The organism is Geodermatophilus sp. SYSU D00684, assembly GCF_054050455.1.
This window is the reverse complement of sequence record NZ_JBJGZI010000004.1, coordinates 192,532-218,351: the sequence shown is the minus strand read 5'-3', so window position 1 is coordinate 218,351 and position 25,820 is coordinate 192,532. Positions and strand designations below refer to the sequence as shown.

Here is a 25,820-nt window from a genome sequence, read left to right as displayed (position 1 = left end):
CCAGCCGTACACCCCGTCGCCGGCCACCGACCCGGGTCAGCCGACCTCCGGGCAGCAGGGCGGCTCCTCCGCGTCGGGCCACGGCAAGCCCTCCCCCGCCCGCCCCCGGTCGGGGGCCCACCGTCCCGACGAGGGCCGGCGGCACCTGCCGCCGGCCCTCGTCGGCGTCACAGCGCCTTCCCGGCGCGTGCGGCGGACAGACGGCGGGGACGCTTGCGAGAGTGGGGGCGTGGTCTCCCTGCTGGCGCGCCTGCCCCTGCCGGGACAGCGCGGCCCCGGTGCCGGGCGGCCCTGGTACCCGGCCGCGCTGACCGCCGCCGCCACCGCCGCGGTCACGCTGCTCGGGCTGCTCGGGCTGGGCCTCGCGGTCGTCGTCGTCGAGACGCTGGACCCGGCCGGCGGGCTGTCGGTCCCGAGCGCGGCCCGCGTCGGCGGCCGGCTGTGGCTGCTGGCCAACGGCGGCGGGCTGGACCTGCCGTCGGGGCCGCTGGTCCTCGCGCCGCTGCTGCTCACCCTCGCCGTCGCCTGGGGGCTCGACCGCGCCGGGCGGGGCGTGGTGCGCGTCGCCGAGCCGGCCGGTGCCCGCGCAGTGGCCGGCGTCGTGGCGACCGCGGTCGCGGTGCACGCGCTGCTCGCCGTCCTGCTCGGGCTCGCCGTCGACGGGCCCGGCGCCCGCACCGACCTGCTGCGCTGCGCCGTCGGCGCCGCCGTCCTCGCCGCGGTCGCCGCCGGCTGGGGCGTCCTGCGCGAGGGCGACCTGCTCGACGGCGTCCTCGACCGGCTGCCCGGGCCGGTGCGCCCGCTGCTGCCCGCCGTCCTCGCCGGGCTGCTCGCCGCGGGGGCGCTGGGCCTCGCCGTCGTCGCCGTCGCACTGGCCGCGGACGCCGCCGGGTACGCGGCGGTCGCCGGCGCCCTCGGCGGCTCGGGCGCCGGCGCGGTCGGCACGCTGGCGCTCGGGGCGCTGCTGCTGCCCAACGCCGCCGCGGCCGCGCTCGGCGTGGCGGCCGGGCCCGGGTTCACCGTCGGCGCCGGCACCGTCGTCTCGGTGCACGGCATCAGCCTCGGTCCGGTGCCGGCGCTGCCGCTGCTGGCCGCGCTGCCCGACACCCAGGCGGTGCCGCTGCTGGCGTTCGTCTCGCAGGCGGTCCCGGCGCTGGCCGGCCTGGTCACCGGGGTGGCGCTGGGCCGCCGCATGACCGACGACGACGGCGGCTCGGTGGTCGCCGGCCTGTGGGGCGTGCCGGCCGGCGCCGCCCTCGGGGTGGCCGTGGGCGTCCTCGCCGCGGTGGCCGGCGGGTCGCTGGGCGACGGCGCGCTCGCCGACGTCGGCGCGCCGCCGGTGGCCACCGCGCTCGCCGTCGCGCTGCAGGCCGGCATCGCCGCGGCGGTCGGGGCGGCCACCGCGCGCTGGCGGTCCCTCGGCTGAGGGGCCCGGCGCCGTCGATAGGGTCGCGGACGTGCCCGGCCCCGAGTCCTCCCCGCGGGCGCGGGTCGTCGTGCTGATCTCGGGCACCGGCTCGCTGTGCGCCGCGCTGCTCGAGGCCGCCGACGACCCCGGCTACCCGGCGCAGGTGGTCGCCGTCGGCGCCGACCGCGACGCCGCCGGGCTCGCGCACGCCCGCCTCCGCGGCCTGCCGACCTTCACCGTCGCGCTGCGCGACTTCCCCGACCGGGCCGCCTGGGACCGCGCGCTGACCGAGGCGATCGCCGCGCACGAGCCCGACCTGGTGGTGTCGGCCGGGTTCATGAAGATCGTCGGCCCCGCCGTCCTGGCCCGCTACGAGGGCCGGCTGGTCAACACCCACCCCGCGCTGCTGCCGGCCTTCCCGGGCGCGCACGCCGTCCGCGACGCGCTGGCCGCCGGCGTGGACGTCACCGGCAGCACGGTGCACCTGGTCGACGCCGGCGTCGACACCGGCCCGGTGCTCGCCCAGCGCGAGGTGCCGGTGCTGCCGGGCGACGACGAGGACCGCCTGCACGAACGCATCAAGGCCGTGGAGCGGACGCTCCTGGTGGAGACGGTGGCGCGACTCGTCACCGGGACGACGGAGGAGAGCCCCCGATGAGCGACACCCGGACGCCGGTGCGCCGTGCCCTGCTGGGCGTCTACGACAAGACCGGGATCGAGGAGCTCGCCCGCGGCCTGGCCGACGCCGGCGTGGAGCTGGTGAGCACCGGGGCCACCGCGCGGCGGATCGCCGACGCCGGGATCGCGGTCACGCCGGTCGAGCAGGTCACCGGGTTCCCCGAGTGCCTCGACGGGCGGGTCAAGACGCTGCACCCCGCCGTGCACGCCGGCATCCTCGCCGACCGGCGGAAGCCCGAGCACGTCGCGCAGCTCGAGGAGCTCGGCGTCGCCGCCTTCGACCTCGTCGTCGTGAACCTCTACCCGTTCACGGAGACCGTGGCCTCGGGGGCGACGCCGGACGAGTGCGTCGAGCAGATCGACATCGGCGGCCCGGCGATGGTGCGCGCGGCCGCGAAGAACCACCCGTCGGTCGCCGTCGTCGTCGACCCCGCCCGGTACGGCGACGTCCTCGCCGCCGTGGCCGCCGGCGGCTTCACGCTCCCCGAGCGGCAGCGGCTGGCCGTGGCCGCCTTCCGGCACACCGCCACCTACGACATCGCCGTCGCCTCCTGGATGGGCAACGTGCTGGCGCCGGACGACGGGTCGGGCTTCCCGTCCTGGGTCGGCGCGACCTGGGAGCGCGCCGACGTGCTGCGCTACGGCGAGAACCCGCACCAGCGGGCGGCGCTCTACCGCGCCGGCGAGCGGGGGCTGGCGCACGCCGAGCAGCTGCACGGCAAGCAGATGTCCTACAACAACTACGTCGACACCGACGCCGCGTGGCGGGCCGCGCACGACCACGACGACCCGTGCGTGGCGATCATCAAGCACGCCAACCCGTGCGGGATCGCCGTCGGCCCGGACGTCGCCGCCGCCCACCGCAAGGCGCACGCCTGCGACCCGGTCTCGGCCTTCGGCGGCGTCATCGCGGCCAACCGCGAGGTCGACCTGGCGATGGCCGAGCAGGTGGCCGGCGTGTTCACCGAGGTCGTCGTCGCGCCGTCGTTCACCGCCGACGCCGTCGAGGTGCTGACGGCGAAGAAGAACATCCGGCTGCTGCGGCTGCCCGAGGCCGGCCGGCCCCCGGTCGAGCTGCGGCCGGTCGGCGGTGGGCTGCTGCTGCAGAGCGCCGACCGCGTCGACGCCGCCGGCGACGACCCGACCACGTGGACGCTGGCCTGCGGGGAGCCGCTGGACGCCGCCGGCCTCGACGACCTCGTGTTCGCGTGGCGCTCGGTCCGCGCGGTGAAGAGCAACGCGATCCTGCTCGCCCACGACAAGGCGACCGTCGGCGTCGGCATGGGCCAGGTGAACCGGGTGGACTCCGCGCGGCTGGCGGTCACGCGGGCAGGGGAGCGGGCCGCCGGGTCGGTGGCCGCCTCGGACGCGTTCTTCCCCTTCGCCGACGGCCTGCAGGTGCTGCTCGACGCCGGGGTGCGCGCGGTGGTGCAGCCGGGCGGGTCGGTGCGCGACGAGGAGGTCGTCGCCGCGGCGCGCGCGGCCGGCGTCCCGCTCTACCTGACCGGCACCCGCCACTTCGCGCATTGAGGCCGGGCGCATCGAGGGGCCGGCCCCACGTCGGCCCGCCCGGGCCGGGGGAGGAGCTGCAGGACGCCGACCTCGCCCGCGTCGACTGGTGGGGCGCCGAGCTCGACGGCGTCACCTTCACCCGCTGCCGGTTCGACGACGCCGACCTCACCGAGCTGGTCACCCGCCGCTGCGTGTTCGACTCCTGCGTCCTCACCGGCGTGCGGATGAGCGGCTCGCGGCACCGCGGCAGCGCGTTCCTGTCCTGCCGGTTCGACCGCGCCCGGCTGATCGACGCCGTGTGGGAGGGCTGCAAGCTCACCGGCTCGCAGTTCCCCGGCGCCGTCGTCCGGCCGCTGACCAGCACCGACTCGGACTGGAGCTGGACGTCGCTGCGCGGCGTCGACCTGTCCGGCAGCGACCTGTCCGGTCAGCGGTTCCGCGAGGCCGATCTCACCGACGCCGACCTGCGCGAGTGCGACCTCACCGGCGCCGATCTCGACCGCGCCCGCCTGCAGGGCGCGAAGCTGCGCGGCACCGACCTGCGCGGCGCGGCCACCGAGGCCTGGCCGTGGCGGGGTGTGGACCTCACCGGCGTCCGGATCGACCTGGTGCAGGCGGTGCAGGTCGCCCGCGCCCACGGTGCCCTCGTCGAGGGGTGAGCGAGGCGGCGGGAGGAGTGGGCGCCGGAGGCTCCCGCGATCCAGCGCCGGCAGCGGCTCAGCGCGGGCCGGGGACCGCTCCTGGCCGCGGTGTCGGCCGGTAGGCCGACGACGTCATCGGTACCGCGGGCCGGTGAGCATCGCCTTGAGCGCGCCGAGCAGGCCGAGGACGCCGACGGCGCAGGCGAACCAGAAGCCGAGGCCGAACGCCGACGGGTCCCAGTCCTCCGCGGCGAACGGCACGAGCACCGCGGCGATCGCCAGCGCGCTGACGAGCAGCGCGAGGACGCCGAGGAGGCGGTGCGTCCGCGCGGGCAGCCACAGCAGGATCCCGAGCAGGAACAGCACGCCCCCGCCCAGGACGACGGCGAGCGGCTGCCAGAAGCCGGAGTTCACCAGCGAGCCGAAGCCGGCGCCCGCCTCGTCGAAGCCGCGCCGGACGAGCCCCCAGCCGGTGTCGCCCCCCGCCAGCCAGCGCAGCGGCAGGCTCACCGCGGCGGCGATGCCGGCCAGGATGAGCAGCAGCCCGCCGAGCGAGTCCGGCCCGCGCACCGGCACCGGCCGGTCGGAGTAGCTGGGCGTCGTGTACGGGTTCGGGGCCGCCTGGCCGTACGCGCCGGGGCCCACTGCGGACGAGCCGGCCACGGGCGCCAGACCGGGCGTGGTCTGCTCCCGCCGGTCGGCGCCGAGCTGCCGGGTGGACGGGTCGCGCTCGGTCATCAGCTCTCCTCGAGGGATCCGGCCGTGCGGGGGCTCGCCCCGAAGCGTAGGGCCGCGGCGGTCGGCCGGGAGGCGCCTCCGGCACACTGTCGGGGTGCCCGCGACGATCCTCGACGGCAAGGCGACCGCAGCCACCATCCGGCAGGAGCTCACCGCGCGGGTCGCGGCCCTGACGGCGGCCGGCCACCGGCCGGGCCTCGGCACGCTGCTGGTCGGCGACGACCCGGGCAGCCGCTGGTACGTCAACGCCAAGCACTCCGACTGCGCGCAGGTCGGCATCGCCAGCATCCAGCGCGAGCTGCCCGCCACCGCCACGCTCGCCGACGTCCTCGCCGTCGTCGAGGAGCTCAACGCCGACCCGGCGTGCACCGGCTACATCGTCCAGCTGCCGCTGCCCCGCCAGGTCGACGAGTACGCCGTCCTCGAGGCGATGGACCCGGCCAAGGACGCCGACGGCCTGCACCCGGTCAACCTGGGCCGGCTGGTGCTCGGTGTCGACGGGCCGCTGCCGTGCACGCCGGTCGGCATCGTCGAGCTGCTGCGCCGCTACGACGTCCCGGTGGCCGGCGCGGAGGTGGTCGTCGTCGGGCGCGGGATCACCGTCGGGCGCCCGCTCGGGCTGCTGCTCACCCGGCGCACCGAGAACGCCACGGTGACCCTCTGCCACACCGGCACCCGGGACCTGGCCGCGCACCTGCGCACCGCCGACGTGATCGTCGCCGCCGCGGGCGTGCCGGGACTCGTCACGGCCGACGTCGTCAAGCCGGGCGCCGCGGTGCTCGACGTCGGCGTCAGCCGGGTCGACGGGAAGATCGCCGGCGACGTCGCCAAGGACGTCGTCGAGGTGGCCGGGCACGTGGCGCCCAACCCCGGCGGGGTCGGGCCGATGACCCGGGCGATGCTCCTGCAGAACGTGGTGCTGGCCGCCGAGCGGGCCGCCGCGGACGAGGTGCTCACCGCATCGTGACCGAGCTCGCGAGGTCACGCGGGAGCAGAGCACCCCTGGGCACGTGGTCGACGAGCGCCCGCGAGGAGGACGCGTGACCCGCCCGCCGCTGTACCTGCGCCGGCCGTTCCTGGCCGGGCTGCTGCGCCAGCTGCCGCTGTTCGCGGTGCTGGTCGTGGTCGCGGTGGGGCTCGGGATGGTGGCGCTGGAGCACTGGCGGCGCGGCCTGCTGGTGGTCGGGCTGGCGCTCGTCGGCGCGGCCGTGCTGCGGCTGGTGCTCCCCGTCCGCCGGGTCGGCTTCCTCGCCGTCCGCAGCCGGGCGGTCGACGTCGTCCTCATGGCCGGGACGGGGGTCGCGCTGTCGGCACTGACCCTCGTCGTCCCGGGCAGTTGAGCGCGTCGGCCCGCGGGCGCGGCGACCGGGGTCCCGGGTCTAGGTTGACGGCCATGGCAGAGCAGCCCAGGAACGGCAAGGTCACCGTCGTCGGTGCCGGCTTCTACGGCTCCACCACCGCCCTCCGGCTCGCGGAGTACGACGTCTTCGAGACCGTCGTCCTCACCGACATCGTCGAGGGCAAGCCCGAGGGCCTGGCCCTCGACATCAACCAGTCCCGCCCGATCGAGGGCTTCGAGACGAGGGTCGTCGGTGTCGGCGGCGGCTCGTACGAGGGCACCGAGGGATCCGACGTCGTCGTGATCACCGCCGGCCTGCCGCGCAAGCCCGGCATGAGCCGCATGGACCTCATCGAGACCAACGCGAAGATCGTCCGGGACGTGTCCGAGAACGTCGCGCGGACCTCGCCGGACGCCGTCGTCATCGTGGTGTCCAACCCGCTGGACGAGATGACTGCCCTGGCGCAGCTGGCCACCGGCTTCCCGAAGGAGCGGGTGATGGGCCAGGCCGGGATGCTCGACACCGCCCGGTTCACCAACAACGTCGCCGAGGAGCTCGGCGTCCCGGTGTCCTCGGTGCGCACCCTGACCCTCGGCTCGCACGGCGACACGATGGTGCCGGTGCCCTCGCGCTGCACCGTCGACGGCAAGCCGCTGGCCGACGTCCTGGCCCCCGACCGCGTCGAGCACCTCGTGCAGCGCACCCGCAACGGCGGCGCCGAGGTGGTCGCGCTGCTCAAGACCGGGTCGGCGTACTACGCGCCGTCGGCGGCCGCGGCCCGGATGGCCCGCGCCGTCATGGAGGACTCCGGCGCCGTCATGCCGGTGTGCGCCTGGGTCGACGGCGAGTACGGCATCTCCGGCGTCTACCTCGGCGTCGAGGCAGAGATCGGGCGTGCGGGTGTGCGCCGGGTGGTCGAGGGGGACCTCACCGAGAGCGAGCTGGCCGGGCTGCGCGAGGCGGCCGAGGCCGTGCGCGCCAAGCAGGCCGACGTCGCGGAGCTGTAGAGCGACTGCACCGCGACCTGACCGACTCCCGGCCCGACGGGCCGGGGCTGCAGAGAGGGAATGTCTGACGTGAGCAAGATCAAGGTCGAGGGCACCGTCGTCGAACTCGACGGCGACGAGATGACCCGGATCATCTGGCAGTTCATCAAGGACCAGCTGATCCTGCCGTACCTCGACGTGAACCTGGAGTACTACGACCTGGGCATCGAGCACCGCGACGCCACCGACGACCAGGTCACCGTCGACTCCGCCAACGCGATCAAGAAGCACGGCGTGGGCGTCAAGTGCGCCACCATCACCCCGGACGAGGCGCGGGTCGAGGAGTTCGGCCTCAAGAAGATGTGGCGCTCCCCGAACGGGACGATCCGCAACATCCTCGGCGGCGTCATCTTCCGCGAGCCGATCATCATGCAGAACGTGCCGCGGCTGGTGCCGGGCTGGACCAAGCCGATCATCGTCGGCCGTCACGCCTTCGGTGACCAGTACCGCGCCACCGACTTCCGCTTCCCCGGCGAGGGCACCCTGACGGTGACCTTCACGCCGAAGGACGGCTCCGCGCCCATCGAGCACGAGGTCTTCCAGGCGCCCGGCGCCGGCGTCGCGCTCGCGATGTACAACCTCGACGAGTCCATCCGCGACTTCGCCCGGGCCTCGATGAACTACGGCCTGCAGCGCGGCTACCCGGTGTACCTGTCGACGAAGAACACGATCCTCAAGGCCTACGACGGCCGGTTCAAGGACATCTTCGCCGAGGTCTTCGAGACCGAGTTCAAGGACCAGTTCGAGCAGGCCGGCATCACCTACGAGCACCGGCTGATCGACGACATGGTCGCCGCGTCCCTCAAGTGGGAGGGCGGCTACGTCTGGGCGTGCAAGAACTACGACGGCGACGTCCAGTCCGACACCGTCGCGCAGGGCTTCGGCTCGCTGGGTCTCATGACCTCGGTGCTCATGACCCCCGACGGCCGCACCGTCGAGGCCGAGGCCGCCCACGGCACGGTGACCCGGCACTACCGCCAGCACCAGCAGGGCAAGGAGACCTCGACCAACCCGATCGCGTCGATCTTCGCCTGGACGCGGGGCCTGGCCCACCGCGGCAAGCTGGACGGCACCCCCGAGGTCACCCGGTTCGCCGAGACCCTCGAGAAGGTCTGCATCGACACCGTCGAGGGCGGTCAGATGACCAAGGACCTCGCCCTGCTGATCAGCAAGGAGCAGCCGTGGCTGACCACCCAGGACTTCCTGGCGGCCATCGACACCAACCTGCAGAAGGCCATGGCCTGACGTAGTCGCTGACGTCGCCCTGCTCGGGCGACGAGCACACACCAGTGGCCCTCTCGGCACGTCCGAGGGGGCCACTGGCGTGTCCTCGGCCTGTGGACAGCCGTTCCGCGGGTCCCGGGCCCGGCAGGGTCGGCTCGTGCCGACCCCGCCCTCGCGTCCCCCCGAGCTGCGAGGGCGCGTATTCCGTGGCAGCGCCGTCGTGCGGCGGGGGCTCCTGACGCCGAAGCAGTTGCGGAGCTCCGCCTGGGTCCGGCTCAGGCGGGACGTGTACGCAGACGCCTCGGTCCCCGTCACCCACCGACTGCTGGTCAGCGCGGTCGGGCTGACGCTGCCCCCGGGCGCGGGCTTCTGCGGCCGCAGTGCCGCCGTCCTGTGGGGCGTGCCCGACGTCGCCGGTCCCGACGACCCGGTCGAGGTCGTGCTGACCGGTGACCGACGGTGGAACGCCGGGGACGGGGTCCGGGTCCGGAGCCTGCTCCCCGGGCAGCGACTGGTGCGGCGGGGTGCGTGGCGCTGTCTCCCGCGCGTGGACACCGCGGTCGACCTCACCCGCTTCGGCGACCGCGACGAGGCGGTCGTCCTGCTCGACCGGCTGGTGCGGGCGGGCCTGGCGGCCCTGGACGACGTCCGCGAGGCCGCGGCGACGCTCCCCGTCTGCCGGGGGAGCGCGCAGGCCCGGCTGGTCGCGGGGCTGGCGGACGGGCTGGCCGAGTCACCGCAGGAGACCCGCCTGCGCCTCCTCCTGCACCGGGCCGGCATGCCGCCGGTGGCCCAGCACCGCGTCTTCGACGACGCCGGGTTCGTCGCGCGGGTCGACTTCGCGTACCCCGAGCTGCGGCTGGCCGTCGAGTACGACGGGCTGTGGCACGCGGAGCGCCGGACGTTCCTGGACGACCGCCGCCGGCTCAACCGCCTCAACGCCGCGGGATGGATCGTCCTGCACGTGACGGTCGACGACCTCCGGCGACCGGACCTGCTGGTGGCGCGGGTGCGTGCGCTCCGCGCCCGGCGGCAGGCAGCGACGAACACACGCTGAGCGCCCCCTTCGCTCCGGCGAGAGGGCGCTCAGCGTGTGTTCGTGCCCGCGCGGTGAGGGCTCAGGCGCCGAAGAGCTGGGTCCACCAGGGCCCGCCGGAGCCCTCGGCCACACCCACGCCCAGCGTCGTCAGCGAACAGTCCAGGATGTTCGCCCGGTGGCCGGGGCTGCCCATCCACGCCGCCATCACCGCGGCCGGGTCGCGCTGGCCCTGGGCGATGTTCTCCGCCCGCGCGTTGCCGACGCCTGCGGCCCGGGCCCGGTCGAACGGGTCGAGCCCCTCGGGGGTGTCGTGCGAGAAGTAGCGGCGGTCGCGCATGTCCGCGCTGTGCGCCCGGGCGACGGCGGCCAGCGCCGCGTCCGCGACCACCGGCGCGCACCCGGCGGCGGCGCGCTCCTGGTTGACCAGGGTCAGCACCGCGGCCTCCGCCGACGGGTCGGCCGGGGCGGCGGTGCGGGCCACCGGCGCGGGCGCCGGCTCCGACGACGGAGTGGGCGTCTGCGTCTCCGGCCCCGCCGCCGATGCGGACGAGGCCCCGGCGGACGACGACCCGGCCGACGAGGACCCGGCCGACGAGGGGGCCGCGGAGCCGGGCAGAGCCGACGACGTGCCCGCCGGGGACGAGGACGAGGAGGACGACGATGACCCGGCCGAGGAGGACCCGGACGACGAGGACCCGGCCGACGACGACGAGGACGCCGACGACGGGTCCCCGCCGGCGGCGGTGGGGCCGCCGGCCGACGACGAGGTCCCCGGCGCGGAGGTGCCCGCCGCCGACGAGCCCGGCGCGGGGGAGCCCACAGCCGACGAGCCCGCAGCCGACGAGCCCGGTGCCGACGAGCCGGGCGCGCCGGGCGTCGTCCCCGGTGCGGTGGTCGGGGCGCCGTCGACGCCCATCGTGACCACGCCGGTGCGCTCGGCGCCGTCGTCGGCACCGTCCTCCACCGCGTCCGCCGCGGAGGTCGCCGCGGACTCCGCCGTCGACAGCGCGCCCCGGCCGGCGGCCATCAGCGGCACGAGCAGCGCGATGCCGCCCACGACGAGGACGACCAGCAGGACCGGCAGCAGGCGACGCGCGCGGGCCCGGCGCCGCGACGGGCGCGAGGGAGCCACCGGAGCGGCGTGGCGGGCGGACGGCGGGGAAGACCGGTGGCGCACGGGGCGATTACCTCACGAAGTCGACAAGTCGCTTTCTGTGACTTCGTGGAGAGTAGCCGTAGCCGGAGGTCGCCCGGGAGGGTGACGTGACCGAGGTCACAGGAAGGGCCGTGGGGGACGTCTCCCGGACGCGCGGTGGGTTTCGGGTCCCCCTCCGGGCAGCATGGACGGACCACCACCCCGAGACGCGAGGAGCACGCCGCCGGTGAGCGACGTCTGGCTCGACATCGTCATGGTCGTCGTCTTCGTGCTGATCGGCGGCGTGTTCGCCGGCGCGGAGATCGCGCTCGTGTCCCTGCGCGAGGCCCAGGTCCGGGTGCTGTCGGAGCGGGGCCGCCGCGGCCGCGCGCTGGCCCGGCTGCTCGGCGACCCCAACCGGTTCCTCGCCGCCGTCCAGGTCGGCGTCACCCTCGCCGGCTTCCTGTCCGCCGCCTTCGGCGCCAGCACCCTGGCCGAGCCCTTCAGCGGCTGGCTGGTCCGCCGCGGCCTCCGCGAGGGCGTCGCCGACCCGCTGGCCCTCGTGCTGGTCACCGTCGCGATCAGCTACGTGTCCCTGGTCGTGGGGGAGCTGACCCCCAAGCGGCTCGCGCTGCAGCGCGCCGAGGGCTTCTCGCTGCTCGTCGCCCGGCCGCTCAACACCATCGCCCGGCTGTCCCGCCCGGTCATCTGGCTGCTGTCGGCGTCGACGAACGTGCTGGTCCGGCTGCTCGGCGGCGATCCCAGGGCCAGCGGCGAGGCGATCAGCCAGGAGGAGCTGCGCGACCTCGTCGCCGCGCACGAGTCGCTGTCCAGCGACGAGCGGCGGCTCATCGACGAGGTGTTCCGCGCCGGCGACCGCGAGGTGCGCGAGGTGATGACCCCGCGCACCGAGGTCGAGTTCCTCGACGCGACGACGACGGTCAGCCGCGCCGCCCGGCAGGTCGCCGAGTCCGGCTGGTCGCGCTACCCGGTCACCGGCCGCGACCAGGACGACGTCGTCGGGTTCGTGCACGTCCGGGACCTGCTGCTGCCCACCCACCCGGCCGGGCGCGCGGCGACCGTGGGCGACATGGCCCGCGAGGTGAAGCGGCTGCCCGGCACCGCGGGCGTGCTGACGGCGCTGTCGGAGATGCGCCGGGAGAACCAGCACCTGGCGATCGTCGTCGACGAGTACGGCGGCACCGACGGGATCGTCACCCTCGAGGACCTCATCGAGGAGGTCATCGGGGAGATCTACGACGAGTACGACGAGGAGGTCGCCGCCGAGGACGGCGAGGAGCCCGGCGGGCCGCACGACGTCGACGGGCTGCTCAACCTCGACGACTTCGCGCAGGTCACCGGCCTGCGGCTGCCCGAGGGCCCGTACGAGACGGTCGCCGGCTACGTGCTCGCCGAGCTCGGCCGGCTGCCGGACGTCGGCGACGCCGTGGAGGTGGAGGGCCGCACGCTCACCGTCCTCGAGCTCGACGGACGCCGGATCGCCCGGCTCTCGGTCACCCGGGCGCCCGACGTCGAGCCGGCCGGGGAGGACACCCCGGCCGGCTGAGGCCGCTTAGCCGCGCTTCTGCGCGACCTCCCACGCGTCGCGCACGATGCCGGCCAGGTCGGGGTGCCGGGGCGTCCAGCCCAGGTCCGCGCGGATGCGGTCGCTGGAGGCGACGAGCTGCGCCGGGTCGCCGGCCCGCCGGTCGCCGACCTGCACCGGCACCGGGTGCCCGGTGACCTCGCGGACGGCGTCGACCACCTGCTGCACGGAGAACCCGGTGCCGTTGCCCAGGTTGTAGATCCGGTGCTCGCCCGGCTCCGGGGCGGTCAGCGCGAGCAGGTGCGCGTCGGCGAGGTCGGAGACGTGGATGTAGTCGCGGATGCAGGTGCCGTCCGGCGTCGGGTAGTCCTCGCCGTAGATGGTCATCGCCTCGCGCTTCCCGGCGGCCACCTGCAGCGCGATCGGGATGAGGTGGGTCTCGGTGGTGTGCCGCTCGCCCAGGCCGTAGGCGGCGCCGGCCACGTTGAAGTACCGCAGGCTCACCGCGGCGAAGTCGTACGCGGTCGCGTACGAGGTCAGCATCGCGTCGACGGCGAGCTTCGTGGCGCCGTAGGTGTTGGTCGGCCGGGTCTGCGCATCCTCGCGGATCGGCACCTGCTCGGGCTCGCCGTAGGTGGCGGCGGTGGAGGAGAACACGATCCGCCGGCAGTCGACCGCGCGCATCGCCTCGAGCAGCGCCAGCGACCCGCCGACGTTGTGCTCCCAGTAGATCTCCGGCCTCACCTGCGACTCGCCGACCAGGCTCTTCGCCGCGAAGTGCAGCACCGCCTCCGGCCGCACCTCGGCCAGCACCGGCGCCGAGTCCTGCAGCGTGGCCTGCACGAACCGGGCGCCCTCGGGCACGGCGTCGGCGTGCCCGGTGGACAGGTCGTCGAGCACGGTGACCTCGTGGCCGCCCTCGAGGAGGGCGGCGGTGACTACGCTGCCGATGTAGCCGGCCCCACCGGCGACGAGAACGCGCATGGGGCCACCCTAGGAGTCGGCGCCCGGGAGCACCGGGCGCGCGGAGGTCGAGCCCCGTGGTCACTGCCCGTCCGGCCGTCCAGGCGCTGCCCGCCTACAAGCCCGGGCGCAACCCGGCCGACCTGGCGCGCGAGCTCGGCGTCGACCGCGCGGTCAAGCTGGCCAGCAACGAGGTGCCCTTCCCGCCGCTGCCGGCCGTCGTGCGGGCGCTGGCGGAGACGGCGGGGGAGACCTACCGCTACCCCGACAACGGGGCCGCCGTCCTCACCGCCGCGCTCGCCGAGCACTACGGCGTCGACCCGGCGCAGGTGGTCCCCGGCTGCGGCGCGGTCATGCTCTGCCAGCAGCTCGCCCAGGCCTTCAACGACCCCGGGACGGCGATCGCCTTCGCCTGGCGCTCGTTCGAGATGTACCCGCTGCTGGCGCAGGTCGCCGGCGCGCGCAGCGTCCAGGTGCCGCTGGTGCCCTCGCTCCCCGGCGGCGCCCCCGACACCCACGACCTCGACGCGCTGGCCGCCGCGGTCGACGACGACACCCGGCTGCTGTTCGTGTGCAACCCCAACAACCCGACCGGCACCGCGGTCCGGCGGGCGGAGCTCGAGCGCTTCCTCGACCGGGTGCCCGCGACGGTGCTGGTCGTGCTGGACGAGGCCTACCGCGAGTTCGTCACCGACCCCGACGTCCCCGACGGCCTGGAGCTGATGCGCGGGCGCCCGAACGTCGCGGTGCTGCGCACGTTCTCCAAGGCCTGGGGCCTGGCCGGCCTGCGGGTCGGCTACCTGGTCGCGGAGGACCCCGCCGTCGCCGACGCCGTCCGCCGCACGCACGTGCCGTTCAGCGTGTCGATGCTCGCCCAGGCGGCCGCCGTCGCCGCGCTCGGCAGCCAGGACGAGGTCCGCCGCCGCGTCGCGGCCGTCGTCGCCGAGCGCGACCGGCTCACCGCCGCCCTGCGCGGGCGCGGCCTGGAGGTGCCCGACAGCCAGGCGAACTTCGTGTGGCTGCCGCTGGGGGAGCCGTCCGCCGCGACCGCCGCGGCGCTGGAGGCCCGCGGCGTCATCACCCGGCCGTTCGCCGGCGAGGGCATCCGGGTGACCGTCGGCACGCCCGAGGAGGACGACCTGTTCCTCGCCGCGCTCGACGACGTGCTCGCCGCCACGACCCCCGACACGGTGCGCCCCGGCGCGCCGGTCGCCTAGCGCGCGGCTGGTTTGATGGCCGTCGTGCCTCTTCCCCGTGTCCTGTCCGGCATCCAGCCGACGGCGGGCTCCTTCCACCTCGGCAACCACCTCGGTGCGCTCCGCCAGTGGGTCGCGCTGCAGGAGACGACCGAGGCCTTCTACTGCGTCGTCGACCTGCACGCGATCACGCTGCCGCAGGACCCCGCGGAGCTGCGCCGGAACACCCTGGTCTCGGCCGCCCAGCTGCTGGCCCTCGGCGTCGACCCGCAGCGCAGCACGCTGTTCGTGCAGAGCCACGTGCCCGAGCACCTGCAGCTGTCGTGGGTGCTCGAGTGCCTCACCGGCTTCGGCGAGGCCGGCCGGATGACCCAGTTCAAGGACAAGAGCCAGCGGGAGGGCACCGCCTCGGCCTCGGTGGGACTGTTCACCTACCCGGTCCTCCAGGCCGCCGACATCCTCGTCTACCAGGCCGACCAGGTGCCGGTCGGTGAGGACCAGCGCCAGCACCTGGAGCTGACCCGGGACCTCGCCACCCGCTTCAACGGGCGCTTCGGCGAGACCTTCACGCTGCCGGAGACCCTCGTCCCGGCCGGCGGCGCGCGGATCATGGACCTGCAGTCACCGGACAAGAAGATGAGCAAGAGCCTGCCGCCGGCCGGCTGCGTGTTCCTGCTCGACGACCCCAAGGTGACGGCGAAGAAGATCCGCTCGGCGGTCACCGACACCGGCCGCGAGGTCGTGGCCGACCCGGTGGCCAAGCCCGGCGTCACCAACCTGCTGACCATCCACAGCGCGCTGTCGGGCACCCCGGTCGCGGAGCTGGAGGAGCGCTTCGCCGGCCGCGGCTACGGCGACCTCAAGAAGGAGCTCGCCGAGGTCGTCGCCGAGTTCGTGACGCCGGTCCGCGAGCGCACCCACGAGTTGCTCGACGACCGCGCCGAGCTCGAGCGGCTGCTGGCCGCCGGCGCGGCCCGGGCGCGCGAGGTGGCCGGGGAGACCGTCCGCACGGCCTACGAGCGGGTCGGCTTCCTCGCGCCGGTGGCGGGGTCGTGAACGACGACACGTTCGTCCCGCGCGCCCGGCTGGCGCCGCCGGAGACCGCCGTCGTCGGTGTCCTGGTGCCGATCCCCGAGCCGTGGGCGCAGCTGCTCACCGACTGGCGCGCCAAGGTGGGCGACCCGCAGGCGGGCTTCGTGCCGCCGCACGTCACGCTCCTGCCGCCCACCGAGGTGGCCTGCGCCGACCGGGCGGCCATCACCGAGCACCTGGTGCGCGTCGCCGCGGCGCACCCGCCCTTCGACATGCACCTGTCGGGCACCGGCACGTTCACGCCGGTCTCGGAGGTCGTGTTCGTCGCCGTCGCGCGCGGCATCGGCAACTGCGAGCTGCTCGCCACCGACGTCCGGTCCGGCCCGCTGGCCCGCTCGCTGAGCTACCCGTACCACCCGCACGTGACCGTGGCGCACGACGTCCCGCGCGACATGCTCGAGCTGGCCTACACCGGCCTCGGCGACCTCTCCGCGGAGTTCCGCGTCACCTCGTTCACCGAGTTCGAGCAGACGCCGGAGGGCACCTGGGCGGTCGCCCGCGAGTACCCCCTCACCGGCCCGCCGCACTAGGCCCCCGCGCGGCACCCCCGTCCAGGGGCCAGACTCGGACCGGTGGGTGCACCCCGGGACGGACGGTCGCGCGCCGCCGACGTCGTCCGCGCGCCCTGGTCCCGCGTCGCCGGGGTCGGCTCCCGGATCACCGCCGTCGTCGACGGCCAGCGCCGCCGTCGGCCCTGGTTCGACCACCTGGCGCGGGCCGGGGGCCGCTACACCCGCACCCAGGGCGACCTCATGGCCGCCGGCGTCACCTACTTCGTGTTCCTCGGGCTGTTCCCGGTGCTGCTGCTGGTCGCGTCGGTCATCGCGCTGGTCCTCTCCGGCGACGCGCTGCTCCAGCAGGAGCTCTACGACGCCATCCGCGAGGCGTTCCCCGGCTCGACCGGGGAGCAGATCGTCCGGGAGCTGCGCTCGGCCGTCAGCGCGGCCGGCATCACCGGGCTGATCGGCGTCGCGGGCTTCCTCTACGCGGGCCTGCGCGCGATGGACAAGCTGCGGATCGGCATGGAGCGCATCTGGAAGGGCCACGTCGACGAGCCCGAGTTCTGGCGGGACAACCTCGCCGACCTCGTCGCGCTCGTCGCCCTCGGCGGAGCCGGCCTGGCCTCCATCGGCCTGACCGGGTTCGCCACCCAGGCCACCAACGGCGTCCTGACGGCCTTCGGCGTGGAGGACGCGCCGGGCTGGGGCGCCGTCAGCAGCGTGCTCGGCATCGTGCTCGCCTTCGGCGGCGACGTCCTGGTCTTCCTGTGGCTGCTGCGGGTGGTGCCCTCGACGTCGCACCCGCTGCGGCTGCTCCTGCCCGGCGCGGTCTTCGGCGCGGCCGGGTTCGAGCTGATGAAGCTGGCCGGCAGCCTCTACCTGTCGCTGATCTCCGGCAGCGTCACCTCGTCGGCGTTCGGCGGCGCCGTCGGCATCCTGGTCTGGATCAACCTCGTGGCCCGGTTCGCGTTCTTCACCGCGGCGTGGACGGCGACCCTCCCGGCCCTGGAGCGGACGGTCCCGACCGCCCCGGAGGACCCTGCCGGTCCCGGGCGCCCCGGCCCGGAGGACCCGCCGGTGCCGGCGGAGCCCGGCGCACCGCCCGCCGCCGGCCGATGAGCGTCGCGGCCACCACCGCGACCGCCGCCGCGCCGAGCGCCACCGCGCTCAGGGCCGGCGGGCCGTCGTCCACGGGGGGAGCGGACTCGGCCGGGCCGGCGGCGACCTCGGCCGGCCCCGCGGGGGAGGGGGCGGCGGTGGTCGTCGGCTCGGGAGGGACGACGTCGGCGGCGGAGTCGACCAGCGTGCCGACCCCGCCCAGCGACGGCGGCACCGTGAACCCCCAGTCGAGGAGCAGCGCGGCCTGGTCGGCGGCGCGGCGCGGCACGTTCTCGGTGCCCATGACGCTGACCACCAGCCGCCGCCCGTCGCGCTCGGCGGCGGTGACGAAGGTGTGCCGGGCGGCGTCGGTGAAGCCGGTCTTGCCGCCCAGCGTCCCCGGGTAGCCGGCCAGCGGGTTCTGGTTCTGGATCTGGAAGCCGGGCGAGCGGCCCTCGACGCCGGGCATCTGCGCCGTCGGCGTCATCAGGATCCCGGCGGTGAGCGGGTCGGCGACCAGTGCCCGGAAGACCAGCGCCAGGTCGTAGGGCGAGGAGGACTGCCCGGCGACGTCGAGGCCCGACGCCGAGCCCGCCACCGTGTCGAAGGCGCCGAGCTCCAGGGCGGTGGCGTTCATCGCGGCCACGGTCGCCTCCGTCCCGCCGAACGCCCGGGCCAGCGCGTTGGCCGCGTCGTTGCCCGACTGCATGACCAGCGCCTGGAACAGCAGCCCGACCGGGTAGTGGCCGCCGGCCACGATCCCGACCTTGCTGCCCTCCATCGCCTCGTCCTCGACGGTGCCGGCGACCACCGCCGCCGGGTCCAGCCGGTGCGCCAGGGTGAGCAGCGTCAGCGTCTTGAGCGTGCTCGCCGGGTAGTAGCGGCCGTGCGGGTCGCGGGCGGCCAGGACGTCCCCGGTGCCGGCGTCGGCCACCAGCCACCCGGCCGCGACGACGTCGGCCGGCAGCGGCGGCGCGCCGACGACGACGACCGTGCCGCGGGTGTCCAGTCCCTCCCCGCCCACGGTGACCCCGCCCGGGCCCTCGCCCTGCGGCGGGCCGCCGGGCAGCGGCGCGGTCGGGGTCGGGGCGGCGAGGTCGGCGGTGGGCCGCGCGGGGTCCGGGGCGGCCACCGCCGGGCCGCCCCCGAGGAGGACGGCCAGCGCGGCCAGGACGGCCGCGAGCGCACCCCGTCGTCGATGCACGGGGGGACGCTAGCCCCGGCGGCGCCACCTGCGGGGACCGGGCGCAGTGGCGGGGGCCACGGATCCCGGCCGCTTCACAACGATCCCGTCTCGGTCCGCCGCAGGCATGGCGACCTGCCCGGAGAGCGCGGTTAGCGTGCCGACGTCGTCCACGTCCGGGCGGCCGCCCGCGGGCGGCCGCGACCAGGACCCACGGGAGCGCCCTCCGCGTCCTTCGCGGGCAGCTCCCTCCAGAGAGGAGATCGTCTTGCGCCGAGCGCGGAAGATGAAGGCCGCAGCCCTGCTGCTGGCCGGCAGCATGGCCCTGGCGGCCTGCGCCAGCGACGAGCCCGCCGCCGGCGGCGGGGGCGGCGAGGGCGGCAGCGCCGAGGAGCTGCGCATCGGCCTGGCCTTCGACACCGGCGGCCGTGGTGACCGCTCGTTCAACGACGCGGCGGTCGCCGGCCTCGAGGCCGCCGTCGAGGAGCACGGCGGCGAGTTCCAGGACCTCAGCCCCAACGCCGACGCCTCCAACCGCGCCGACCTGCTGACCCAGCTGGCCGACGAGGGCTACAACCCGATCATCGCGGTCGGCTTCGCCTACGGCGAGGTCATCGGCGACGTCGTGGAGCAGTACCCCGACACGACCTTCGCGATCATCGACTCGTCGGCGGCCGACGTCGGCGCGGACAACCTCACCGGCCTGCTGTTCAGCGAGGAGCAGGGCTCCTTCCTCGCCGGTGTCGCCGCGGCGACCAAGTCCGAGACCGGCCACATCGGCTTCGTCGGCGGCGTGGAGACCCCGCTGATCCAGAAGTTCGAGGCCGGCTACGTGGCCGGCGCCCAGGCGGTCAACCCGCAGATCACCATCGACCGGCAGTACATCTCGCCGGCCGGTGACTTCACCGGCTTCAACGCCCCCGACCGCGGCCTGCTGGTCGCCCAGGGCATGTACGAGGCCGGCGCGGACATCGTCTACCACGCGGCGGGCGGCTCGGGCCTCGGCGTCTTCCAGGCGGCCGCGGCGGCCGGCAAGCGCGCCATCGGCGTCGACTCCGACCAGTACCAGACCGTCGACGACCCGGCGCTGCAGGCGGTCATCCTGACCTCGATGCTCAAGCGGGTCGACACCGCGGTGTCGTCGTTCATCGACTCCTACGTCGACGGCAGCGTCGAGGGCGGCGCCGACATCGTCTACGACCTGGAGCAGGACGGCGTGGGCCTGGCCACCTCCGGCGGGTTCATCGACGACATCCAGTCGACGATCGACGACTACCGCCAGCAGATCGTCGACGGCGAGATCGAGGTCCCGACGACCCCGTGACGCCGGCCGGCGACCGCGCCGGCTGATCTGCGCACACGCACGCGGCGGGTCCGGGGAGCACGTCCCCCGGGCCCGCCGTCGTCGTGAGGGGGTGCTCCTCCCGGCCGTCACACTCGTCGGGGAGGATGCGCAGCCGGTGCCGGACGGGGAGGTCCGGCGCCCGTGCACCGGCCGGGACGCGGTCGATCCCGCGGTCCCGGTGCAGCAGAGTGGACGCGAGCCCGCGCACCCGCGGGCCGCAGCGACAGGGAAGGGCCCACCATGGCCACAGCAGGCACCCCGGCGGGGACGCCGGCACGCCTCAGCAAGGGCGGGAGCGGGGCAGGTGGCGGCGACGGCGAGGCCGCGCCCCTGGCCGTCGAGCTGCGCGGCATCACCAAGCGGTTCCCCGGGGTGGTCGCGAACAAGGACATCGAGCTGCGGGTCCGCCGCGGCGAGGTGCACGCGATCGTCGGGGAGAACGGCGCCGGCAAGTCGACGCTGATGAAGACCCTCTACGGCGAGCACCGCCCCGACGAGGGCCAGATCCTGCTCGACGGGCGCGAGGTGCACTTCCGCAGCCCGGCCGACGCGATCGCCGCCGGCATCGGCATGGTGCACCAGCACTTCATGCTCGCCGACAACTTCACCGTCCTCGAGAACGTGGTCCTCGGCAGCGAGCCCACCCGCGGCGGCCGGCTCGACCGCGCCACCGCGCGCCGCCGCATCCTCGAGATCTCCGACCGCTACGGCCTCGGCCTGCGCCCCGACACCCTCGTGGAGGACCTCGGCGTCGGCGACCGGCAGCGGGTCGAGATCGCCAAGGTCCTCTACCGCAACGCGCGGACCCTGATCCTCGACGAGCCGACCGCCGTCCTCGTGCCGCAGGAGGTCGACGAGCTGTTCGGCAACCTCGCCGAGCTCAAGCGCGAGGGCCTGACGGTCATCTTCATCTCGCACAAGCTCGACGAGGTGCGGAAGGTGGCCGACTCGATCACCGTCATCCGCCGCGGCACCACCGTGGGCACCGCCGACCCGAGGACGACGACGGCCCGCCAGCTCGCCGAGATGATGGTCGGCACCGAGCTGCCCTCGCCGGAGACCCGCACCTCCACGGTCCGCGAGACGCCGGTGCTGCAGCTGCGCGAGGTCACCGTCTCCTCGCCCACCGGCCGCCCGCCCGTCGACGACGTCACGCTGACCGTCCGCGAGGGCGAGGTCGTCGGCATCGCCGGCGTCGAGGGCAACGGCCAGGCCGAGCTCGTCGACGCCGTCATGGGCCTGCGCCCGCTGGCGTCGGGCACCGTGCTGCTCGGCGGGGACGACATCACCACCTGGTCCACCCGCGCCCGCCGCGAGGCCGGCCTGGGCTTCATCCCCGAGGACCGGCACCGGCAGGGGATGCTGCTGGACGCCCCGCTCTGGGAGAACCGGATCCTCGGCCACCAGACCCGCCCGCCGGCGGTGAAGGGCCCCTTCATCGACCGCCGCAGCGCCCGCACCGACACCGCGCGGATCATGCGCGAGTACGACGTCCGCGCCCCCGGCCCGGACACGCTGGCCGTCGCCCTGTCCGGCGGCAACCAGCAGAAGCTGATCGTCGGCCGGGAGATGAGCGCCGCGCCCCGGCTGCTCCTGGCCGCGCACCCGACCCGCGGCGTCGACGTCGGCGCCCAGGGGGCCATCTGGCGGCTGCTCGAGGACGCCCGCGCGGAGGGGATGGGGATCCTGCTGATCTCGGCCGACCTCGACGAGCTCATCGGCCTGTCGGACACGCTGCACGTCATGCTGCGCGGCCGGATGGTGGCCACCCTCGACCCGTCCGCGGTCACCCCCGAGGAGCTCGGCGGGTACATGACCGGGGCCCGGACGACGGCGGGTGCCGCGTGACCGTCCTCCGCCGGATCGGCCTGGCGCTGTTCGCGCCGGTCCTCGCCGTCGTCGTCGCGCTCGTCATCTCCTCGGCGGTCATGGCCGCCCTGCAGGTCAACCCGCTGCGGGTGTTCGAGGTCATGGTCGACTTCGGCGACACCCCGTCGCAGCAGGTCACCGCGCTGGTCGTGATCCTCAACCGGGCGGTGCCGCTGTTCCTCGCCGGGCTCGCGGTGGCCATCGCCTTCCGCATGGGCCTGTTCAACATCGGCGTCGAGGGCCAGTACCGGCTGGCGACCATCATCGCCGCCGGCGTCGGCGCCGCGGTGGCGCTGCCCGGCCCGCTGCACGTGCTGCTCATCGTGGTGGTGGCGATGTTCGTCGCCGCGATCTGGGCCGGCATCGCCGCGGTGCTCAAGGTGACCCGCGGCGTCAGCGAGGTCATCAGCTCGATCATGCTCAACGTCATCGCGCTGGGCATCGCGTCCTACCTGCTCACCGGCCCGCTGCGGGGGAGCCCGGAGGGCGCCTCGATCATCAGCACCGCCGACATCCCCGAGTCGGGCTGGATGCCGAGCCTCAACGGCGTCTTCGGGGTGCTGGGGCTGGCGAACCCGCCGCGGCAGCTCTACGGGTTCCTGCTCGTGGCGGTCGTGGTCGGTGTGCTCATCGCGGTGCTGCTCAACCGCACCCGCTTCGGCTTCGACCTGCGCGCCGCCGGCCTCTCGCCCTCGGCGGCCACCGCCAGCGGCGTCGACGCCCGCGGCATGGTCGTCAAGACGATGCTGCTGTCGGGCGCGGTCGCCGGGCTGATCGGCATGCCCGACCTGCTCGGCTCGACGCACGCCTACACCACCGACTTCACCTCCGGGCTGGGCTTCCTCGGCATCGCGGTGGCGCTGCTGGGCCGCAACCGGCCGGGCGGCATCGCGCTCGCCGCGCTGCTGTTCGCCTTCCTCGACCGGGCGCTCGTGCCGCTGCAGATCGCCGACTACCCGGCGTCGGTGGTGACGATCTTCCAGGGCACGATCGTGCTCTCCGTCGTCGTCGCCAACGAGATCGCCCGCCGGGTGGCCCGCCGCTCGGCCGAGCGCGGCGCGGCACCGGCGGCCGCGGTCGCCGGCGACGGCGGCACCGGACCCGGGCAGGCCGCCTCCGGCGCGGCCTCGACCGGGGGCGCCGCCGACGGCGGCGAGGGCACCGGCACCGGCGTGAGCCGGACGACCGGCGCCGGGCAGCGTTCCGACGAGCGGCAGGAGACCGGCGCGTGAGCACCGTGGCGTCACCCTCGAACAGGGGGACCCGGACGGGCCGCGGCCCGGTGACCGACCTGTTCACCGGCGGCGGCCGGGCCCGCCGGATCACCTGGATCCTCGTGGGCATCGTGCTGCTGTTCTCGCTGGTGCGCGTCATCAGCGGCCAGCAGGCGCTCACCAGCTCCTCCACGATCGCCGCGGCGCTGCTGCTGGCGGTGCCGATCGGCCTGGCCGCGCTGGGCGGCCTGTACTCCGAGCGCGCGGGCGTGGTCAACATCGGCCTCGACGGGATGATGACCCTCGGCACCTGGGGCGCCGGGTTCGCCGGCTACCAGTGGGGCTGGGGCGCCGCCGTCGTCGGCGGCCTGCTGTTCGGCGCCCTCGGCGGGCTGCTGCACGCGGTGGCCACGGTGACCTTCGGCGTCGACCACGTCGTCTCCGGTGTGGCGATCAACATCCTCGCCGCCGGTGTCGTGCGGTTCCTCTCCGAGCTGCTGTACACCGACAACCCGGCCGGTGGCGGCGTCACCCAGTCCCCGCCGGTCAAGGGGAACCCGCCGGACTTCTCCGTCCCGGTGCTGTCCTCGGGCCCGGACCTGCTCGGCTCGCTGGAGGCGCGGCACTGGTTCCTGGTCAGCGACCTGGCCGGCATCCTGCGCGGGCTCACCAGCGGCCTGGGCCTGCTGACGCTCATCGCGATCCTGCTCGTCCCGGCGTCCTACCTGCTGCTGTGGCGGACGGCGTTCGGCCTGCGGCTGCGCTCCTGCGGCGAGAACCCGGCCGCCGCCGACTCGCTCGGCGTGCCGGTCTACCGGCTCAAGTACGTCGCCGTGGTCATCTCCGGCGGGCTCGCCGGACTCGGCGGCGTGTTCCTCGTGTTCATCGCCGGCATCTACCGCGAGGGCCAGGTCAACGGCCGCGGGTTCATCGGCCTCGCGGCGCTGATCTTCGGCAACTGGCGCCCGGGCGGGCTGGCCGCCGGCGCCGGGCTGTTCGGCTTCACCGACGCCCTGCAGCTGCGCAGCCGCGCCGCCGTCGTCGCGCTGTTCCTGCTGGTCGCGATCCTGCTCGCGGTGATCGCGGTCGTGCAGGCCCGGCGCGGCAAGCTGCTGGTGGCGGGCATCGCGGGCATCGTCGCCGCGGCCTCGCTGATCGGCTTCGTGACCGTCGACCAGCTGCCGCCGGGCATCGTCTCGTTCACGCCGCACCTGACCACGCTGCTGGTCCTGTCGCTGGCCTCGCAGAGGTTGCGCATGCCGAAGGCCGACGGGCTCGTCTACCGAAGAGGAGAGAACTAGATGGGGGACGTCGACTGGGACGCCCTGCGCACGGCGGCCCGGGAGGCCATGACGCACGCCTACGCGCCGTACTCGCGGTTCCCGGTGGGCGTGGCCGGGCTGGTCGACGACGGCCGGGTGGTCACCGGCTGCAACGTCGAGAACGCCAGTTACGGCCTGGGCCTGTGTGCCGAGTGCGGGATGGTCAGCGACCTCGCCCGCACCGGCGGCGGCCGGCTCGTCGCGGTGGCCTGCGTCGGCGGGGACGGGCAGCCGCTCATGCCGTGCGGCCGGTGCCGGCAGCTGCTGTGGGAGCACGGCGGCGCCGACATGCTCATCGAGACGGTCTCGCTGGGCATCGTGCCCATGCGCGAGGTGCTGCCCGACGCCTTCGGCCCCGACGACCTGGTCGCCGCGGCGGAGCGGGGGCAGGGCTGATGGCCGCGTTCGACGCCATCGACGTGCTGCGCGCCAAGCGCGACGGCGGCCGGCTCACCGACGAGCAGATCCGCTGGGTGATCGGCGCCTACACCGACGGCGCGATCCCCGACGAGCAGATGAGCGCGCTGCTCATGGCGGTGTTCTTCCGGGGCATGTCCGCCGGCGAGCTGTCGGTGTGGACGCAGGCGATGATCGACTCCGGCGAGCGCAAGGACCTGTCCTCGCTGGGCCGGCCGACCGCCGACAAGCACTCCACCGGCGGGGTCGGCGACAAGACCACCCTGCCGCTCGCGCCGCTGGTCGCCGCCTGCGGCGTGGCGGTGCCGCAGCTGTCGGGCCGGGGCCTGGGGCACACCGGCGGCACGCTGGACAAGCTGGAGTCGATCCCCGGCTGGCGGGCCGACGTCCACGAGGACGCCTACCTCCGGCAGCTCGCCGAGGTCGGCGCGGTCATCTGCGCCGCCGGGCACGACCTCGCGCCGGCGGACAAGAAGCTCTACGCGCTGCGCGACGTCACCGCGACCGTCGAGTCCATCCCGCTGATCGCCAGCTCGATCATGAGCAAGAAGATCGCCGAGGGCGCCGACGCGCTGGTGCTCGACGTCAAGACCGGCTCCGGGGCGTTCATGAAGGACCCCGAGTCCTCCCGCGAGCTGGCCCGCACGATGGTCGGCCTCGGCGAGGCGGCCGGGGTGAACACCGTGGCGCTGGTGACCGCCATGGACCGGCCGCTGGGCCGCGCCGCCGGCAACGCCGTCGAGGTCGCCGAGTCGGTGGAGGTCCTCGCCGGCGGGGGCCCGGCCGACGTCGTCGAGCTGACCCTGGCCCTGGCGCGGGAGATGCTCACCGGCGCCGGCCGGCCCGACGTCGACCCCGCCGACGCGCTGCGCGACGGCCGGGCGATGGACGTGTGGCGGCGGATGATCGCCGCGCAGGGCGGCGACCCCGACGCGCCGCTGCCGCAGCCGGCGGAGAGGCACGTGGTGACCGCGCCGGCCACCGGCACGCTCACCCGCCTGGACGCGTACGCCCTGGGCGTCGCCGCCTGGCGGCTGGGTGCCGGCCGCGCCCGCAAGGAGGACCCGGTCTCGGCCGCCGCCGGCGTCACCTGGACGGCGACGGTGGGGGAGCGGGTGACCGAGGGCCAGCCGCTGCTCGAGCTGCACACCGACGACGCCGCGCGCATCCCGCGGGCGCTGGAGGCGCTGGAGGGCGCGGTCGGCGTCGACACCGGCGACGAGCCGCTGCCCCTGCTGATCGACCGCATCTCCGCGTAGTCCCGACGCCCTCCGCGTGCACGTCCGCGGACGTGCACACGGAGGGCGGTCGGCG

Annotated in this window: 23 protein-coding genes and 1 pseudogene; 20 read left to right on the top strand and 4 right to left on the bottom strand. The window is 75.3% G+C overall.

Annotation, left to right across the window (positions count from 1 at the left end):
* Positions 1-229 precede the first annotated feature (229 nt).
* From ACI79L_RS04440 to ACI79L_RS04425, 4 genes are read left to right on the top strand one after another with little or no spacing between them, the layout of a single operon-like run.
* A complete protein-coding gene (locus tag ACI79L_RS04440) occupies positions 230-1,426 on the top strand; it encodes a cell division protein PerM (protein WP_456935608.1) in 1,197 nt (398 codons plus the stop codon).
* A 31-nt stretch (positions 1,427-1,457) separates the two neighbouring features.
* Entirely contained in the window at positions 1,458-2,066 is a 609-nt protein-coding gene (purN, locus tag ACI79L_RS04435; RefSeq protein WP_456935607.1) for a phosphoribosylglycinamide formyltransferase, read from the top strand.
* Positions 2,063-3,616, top strand: a complete 1,554-nt coding sequence (gene purH, locus ACI79L_RS04430) for a bifunctional phosphoribosylaminoimidazolecarboxamide formyltransferase/IMP cyclohydrolase (protein WP_456935606.1) — start codon at positions 2,063-2,065, stop codon at positions 3,614-3,616. Before purN ends, purH begins: the two co-directional genes overlap by 4 nt.
* Positions 3,613-4,257, top strand: a complete 645-nt coding sequence (locus ACI79L_RS04425; protein ID WP_456935605.1) for a pentapeptide repeat-containing protein — start codon at positions 3,613-3,615, stop codon at positions 4,255-4,257. Before purH ends, ACI79L_RS04425 begins: the two co-directional genes overlap by 4 nt.
* A 114-nt stretch (positions 4,258-4,371) precedes the next feature.
* Here ACI79L_RS04425 and ACI79L_RS04420 read toward each other — a convergent pair whose 3' ends face one another.
* Positions 4,372-4,977, bottom strand: a complete 606-nt coding sequence (locus tag ACI79L_RS04420; protein WP_456935604.1) for a hypothetical protein — start codon at positions 4,975-4,977, stop codon at positions 4,372-4,374.
* A gap of 94 nt (positions 4,978-5,071) precedes the next feature.
* Here ACI79L_RS04420 and ACI79L_RS04415 point away from each other — a divergent pair, with 94 nt between their 5' ends.
* From ACI79L_RS04415 to ACI79L_RS04395, 5 genes are all read left to right on the top strand, one after another.
* The gene (locus ACI79L_RS04415; RefSeq protein WP_456935603.1) at positions 5,072-5,944 is read left to right on the top strand and encodes a bifunctional methylenetetrahydrofolate dehydrogenase/methenyltetrahydrofolate cyclohydrolase; all 873 of its coding nucleotides are present in this window, start codon (positions 5,072-5,074) and stop codon (positions 5,942-5,944) included.
* Positions 5,945-6,017: 73 nt separating this feature from the next.
* Positions 6,018-6,317, top strand: coding sequence for a DUF3017 domain-containing protein (locus tag ACI79L_RS04410; protein ID WP_456935602.1), 300 nt, complete (start codon positions 6,018-6,020; stop codon positions 6,315-6,317).
* A gap of 53 nt (positions 6,318-6,370) precedes the next feature.
* Complete coding sequence (mdh, locus tag ACI79L_RS04405; protein ID WP_456930211.1) at positions 6,371-7,324, top strand: malate dehydrogenase; 954 nt, start codon at positions 6,371-6,373, stop codon at positions 7,322-7,324.
* A gap of 69 nt (positions 7,325-7,393) precedes the next feature.
* Positions 7,394-8,608, top strand: coding sequence for an NADP-dependent isocitrate dehydrogenase (locus ACI79L_RS04400; RefSeq protein ID WP_456930210.1), 1,215 nt, complete (start codon positions 7,394-7,396; stop codon positions 8,606-8,608).
* A 265-nt stretch (positions 8,609-8,873) separates the two neighbouring features.
* A complete protein-coding gene (locus ACI79L_RS04395; RefSeq protein ID WP_456935601.1) occupies positions 8,874-9,644 on the top strand; it encodes an endonuclease domain-containing protein in 771 nt (256 codons plus the stop codon).
* A gap of 61 nt (positions 9,645-9,705) precedes the next feature.
* Here ACI79L_RS04395 and ACI79L_RS04390 read toward each other — a convergent pair whose 3' ends face one another.
* Positions 9,706-10,758, bottom strand: a complete 1,053-nt coding sequence (locus ACI79L_RS04390; protein ID WP_456935600.1) for a CAP domain-containing protein — start codon at positions 10,756-10,758, stop codon at positions 9,706-9,708.
* 250 nt (positions 10,759-11,008) lie between these two features.
* On the opposite strand from ACI79L_RS04390, the gene ACI79L_RS04385 reads away from it, so the two are divergent.
* Positions 11,009-12,328 (top strand): hemolysin family protein, encoded by a 1,320-nt coding sequence (locus ACI79L_RS04385; RefSeq protein ID WP_456935599.1) that lies wholly within the window; start codon positions 11,009-11,011, stop codon positions 12,326-12,328.
* Positions 12,329-12,334: 6 nt separating this feature from the next.
* Here the strand turns inward: ACI79L_RS04385 and galE are convergent, their stop codons facing one another.
* Entirely contained in the window at positions 12,335-13,291 is a 957-nt protein-coding gene (gene galE / locus ACI79L_RS04380) for a UDP-glucose 4-epimerase GalE (RefSeq protein ID WP_456935598.1), read from the bottom strand.
* A 56-nt stretch (positions 13,292-13,347) separates the two neighbouring features.
* Between galE and hisC the strand changes: the two genes are divergently transcribed.
* From hisC to ACI79L_RS04360, 4 genes and pseudogenes are all read left to right on the top strand, one after another.
* Positions 13,348-14,487: a histidinol-phosphate transaminase gene (hisC, locus tag ACI79L_RS04375; RefSeq protein ID WP_456935597.1), complete on the top strand. Its 1,140-nt coding sequence runs from the start codon at positions 13,348-13,350 to the stop codon at positions 14,485-14,487.
* A 15-nt stretch (positions 14,488-14,502) separates the two neighbouring features.
* Complete coding sequence (gene trpS / locus ACI79L_RS04370; protein WP_456935596.1) at positions 14,503-15,522, top strand: tryptophan--tRNA ligase; 1,020 nt, start codon at positions 14,503-14,505, stop codon at positions 15,520-15,522.
* The gene (locus ACI79L_RS04365; RefSeq protein WP_456935595.1) at positions 15,519-16,088 is read left to right on the top strand and encodes a 2'-5' RNA ligase family protein; all 570 of its coding nucleotides are present in this window, start codon (positions 15,519-15,521) and stop codon (positions 16,086-16,088) included. Before trpS ends, ACI79L_RS04365 begins: the two co-directional genes overlap by 4 nt.
* Before the next feature lie 222 nt (positions 16,089-16,310).
* Positions 16,311-17,000 (top strand): annotated as a pseudogene (locus ACI79L_RS04360) (YihY/virulence factor BrkB family protein); the annotation flags it as partial.
* 31 nt (positions 17,001-17,031) lie between these two features.
* Here the strand turns inward: ACI79L_RS04360 and ACI79L_RS04355 are convergent.
* Positions 17,032-18,360, bottom strand: a complete 1,329-nt coding sequence (locus tag ACI79L_RS04355; protein WP_456935594.1) for a D-alanyl-D-alanine carboxypeptidase family protein — start codon at positions 18,358-18,360, stop codon at positions 17,032-17,034.
* A 247-nt stretch (positions 18,361-18,607) separates the two neighbouring features.
* On the opposite strand from ACI79L_RS04355, the gene ACI79L_RS04350 reads away from it, so the two are divergent.
* The 6 genes from ACI79L_RS04350 to ACI79L_RS04325 all read left to right on the top strand — a co-directional run bounded on the left by ACI79L_RS04350 (position 18,608) and on the right by ACI79L_RS04325 (position 25,765).
* Positions 18,608-19,663: a BMP family lipoprotein gene (locus tag ACI79L_RS04350; protein WP_456935593.1), complete on the top strand. Its 1,056-nt coding sequence runs from the start codon at positions 18,608-18,610 to the stop codon at positions 19,661-19,663.
* A 261-nt stretch (positions 19,664-19,924) separates the two neighbouring features.
* Positions 19,925-21,532: an ABC transporter ATP-binding protein gene (locus ACI79L_RS04345; protein ID WP_456935592.1), complete on the top strand. Its 1,608-nt coding sequence runs from the start codon at positions 19,925-19,927 to the stop codon at positions 21,530-21,532.
* A complete protein-coding gene (locus ACI79L_RS04340) occupies positions 21,529-22,785 on the top strand; it encodes an ABC transporter permease (protein ID WP_456935591.1) in 1,257 nt (418 codons plus the stop codon). The genes ACI79L_RS04345 and ACI79L_RS04340 overlap by 4 nt, the downstream gene beginning before the upstream one ends.
* Positions 22,782-24,068 (top strand): ABC transporter permease, encoded by a 1,287-nt coding sequence (locus tag ACI79L_RS04335; RefSeq protein ID WP_456935590.1) that lies wholly within the window; start codon positions 22,782-22,784, stop codon positions 24,066-24,068. Before ACI79L_RS04340 ends, ACI79L_RS04335 begins: the two co-directional genes overlap by 4 nt.
* Positions 24,069-24,485, top strand: a complete 417-nt coding sequence (locus ACI79L_RS04330) for a cytidine deaminase (RefSeq protein WP_456935589.1) — start codon at positions 24,069-24,071, stop codon at positions 24,483-24,485.
* On the top strand, positions 24,485-25,765 hold the full coding sequence (locus tag ACI79L_RS04325; RefSeq protein ID WP_456935588.1) for a thymidine phosphorylase: 1,281 nt from the start codon (positions 24,485-24,487) through the stop codon (positions 25,763-25,765). Before ACI79L_RS04330 ends, ACI79L_RS04325 begins: the two co-directional genes overlap by 1 nt.
* The last annotated feature ends 55 nt before the right edge of the window (positions 25,766-25,820 follow it).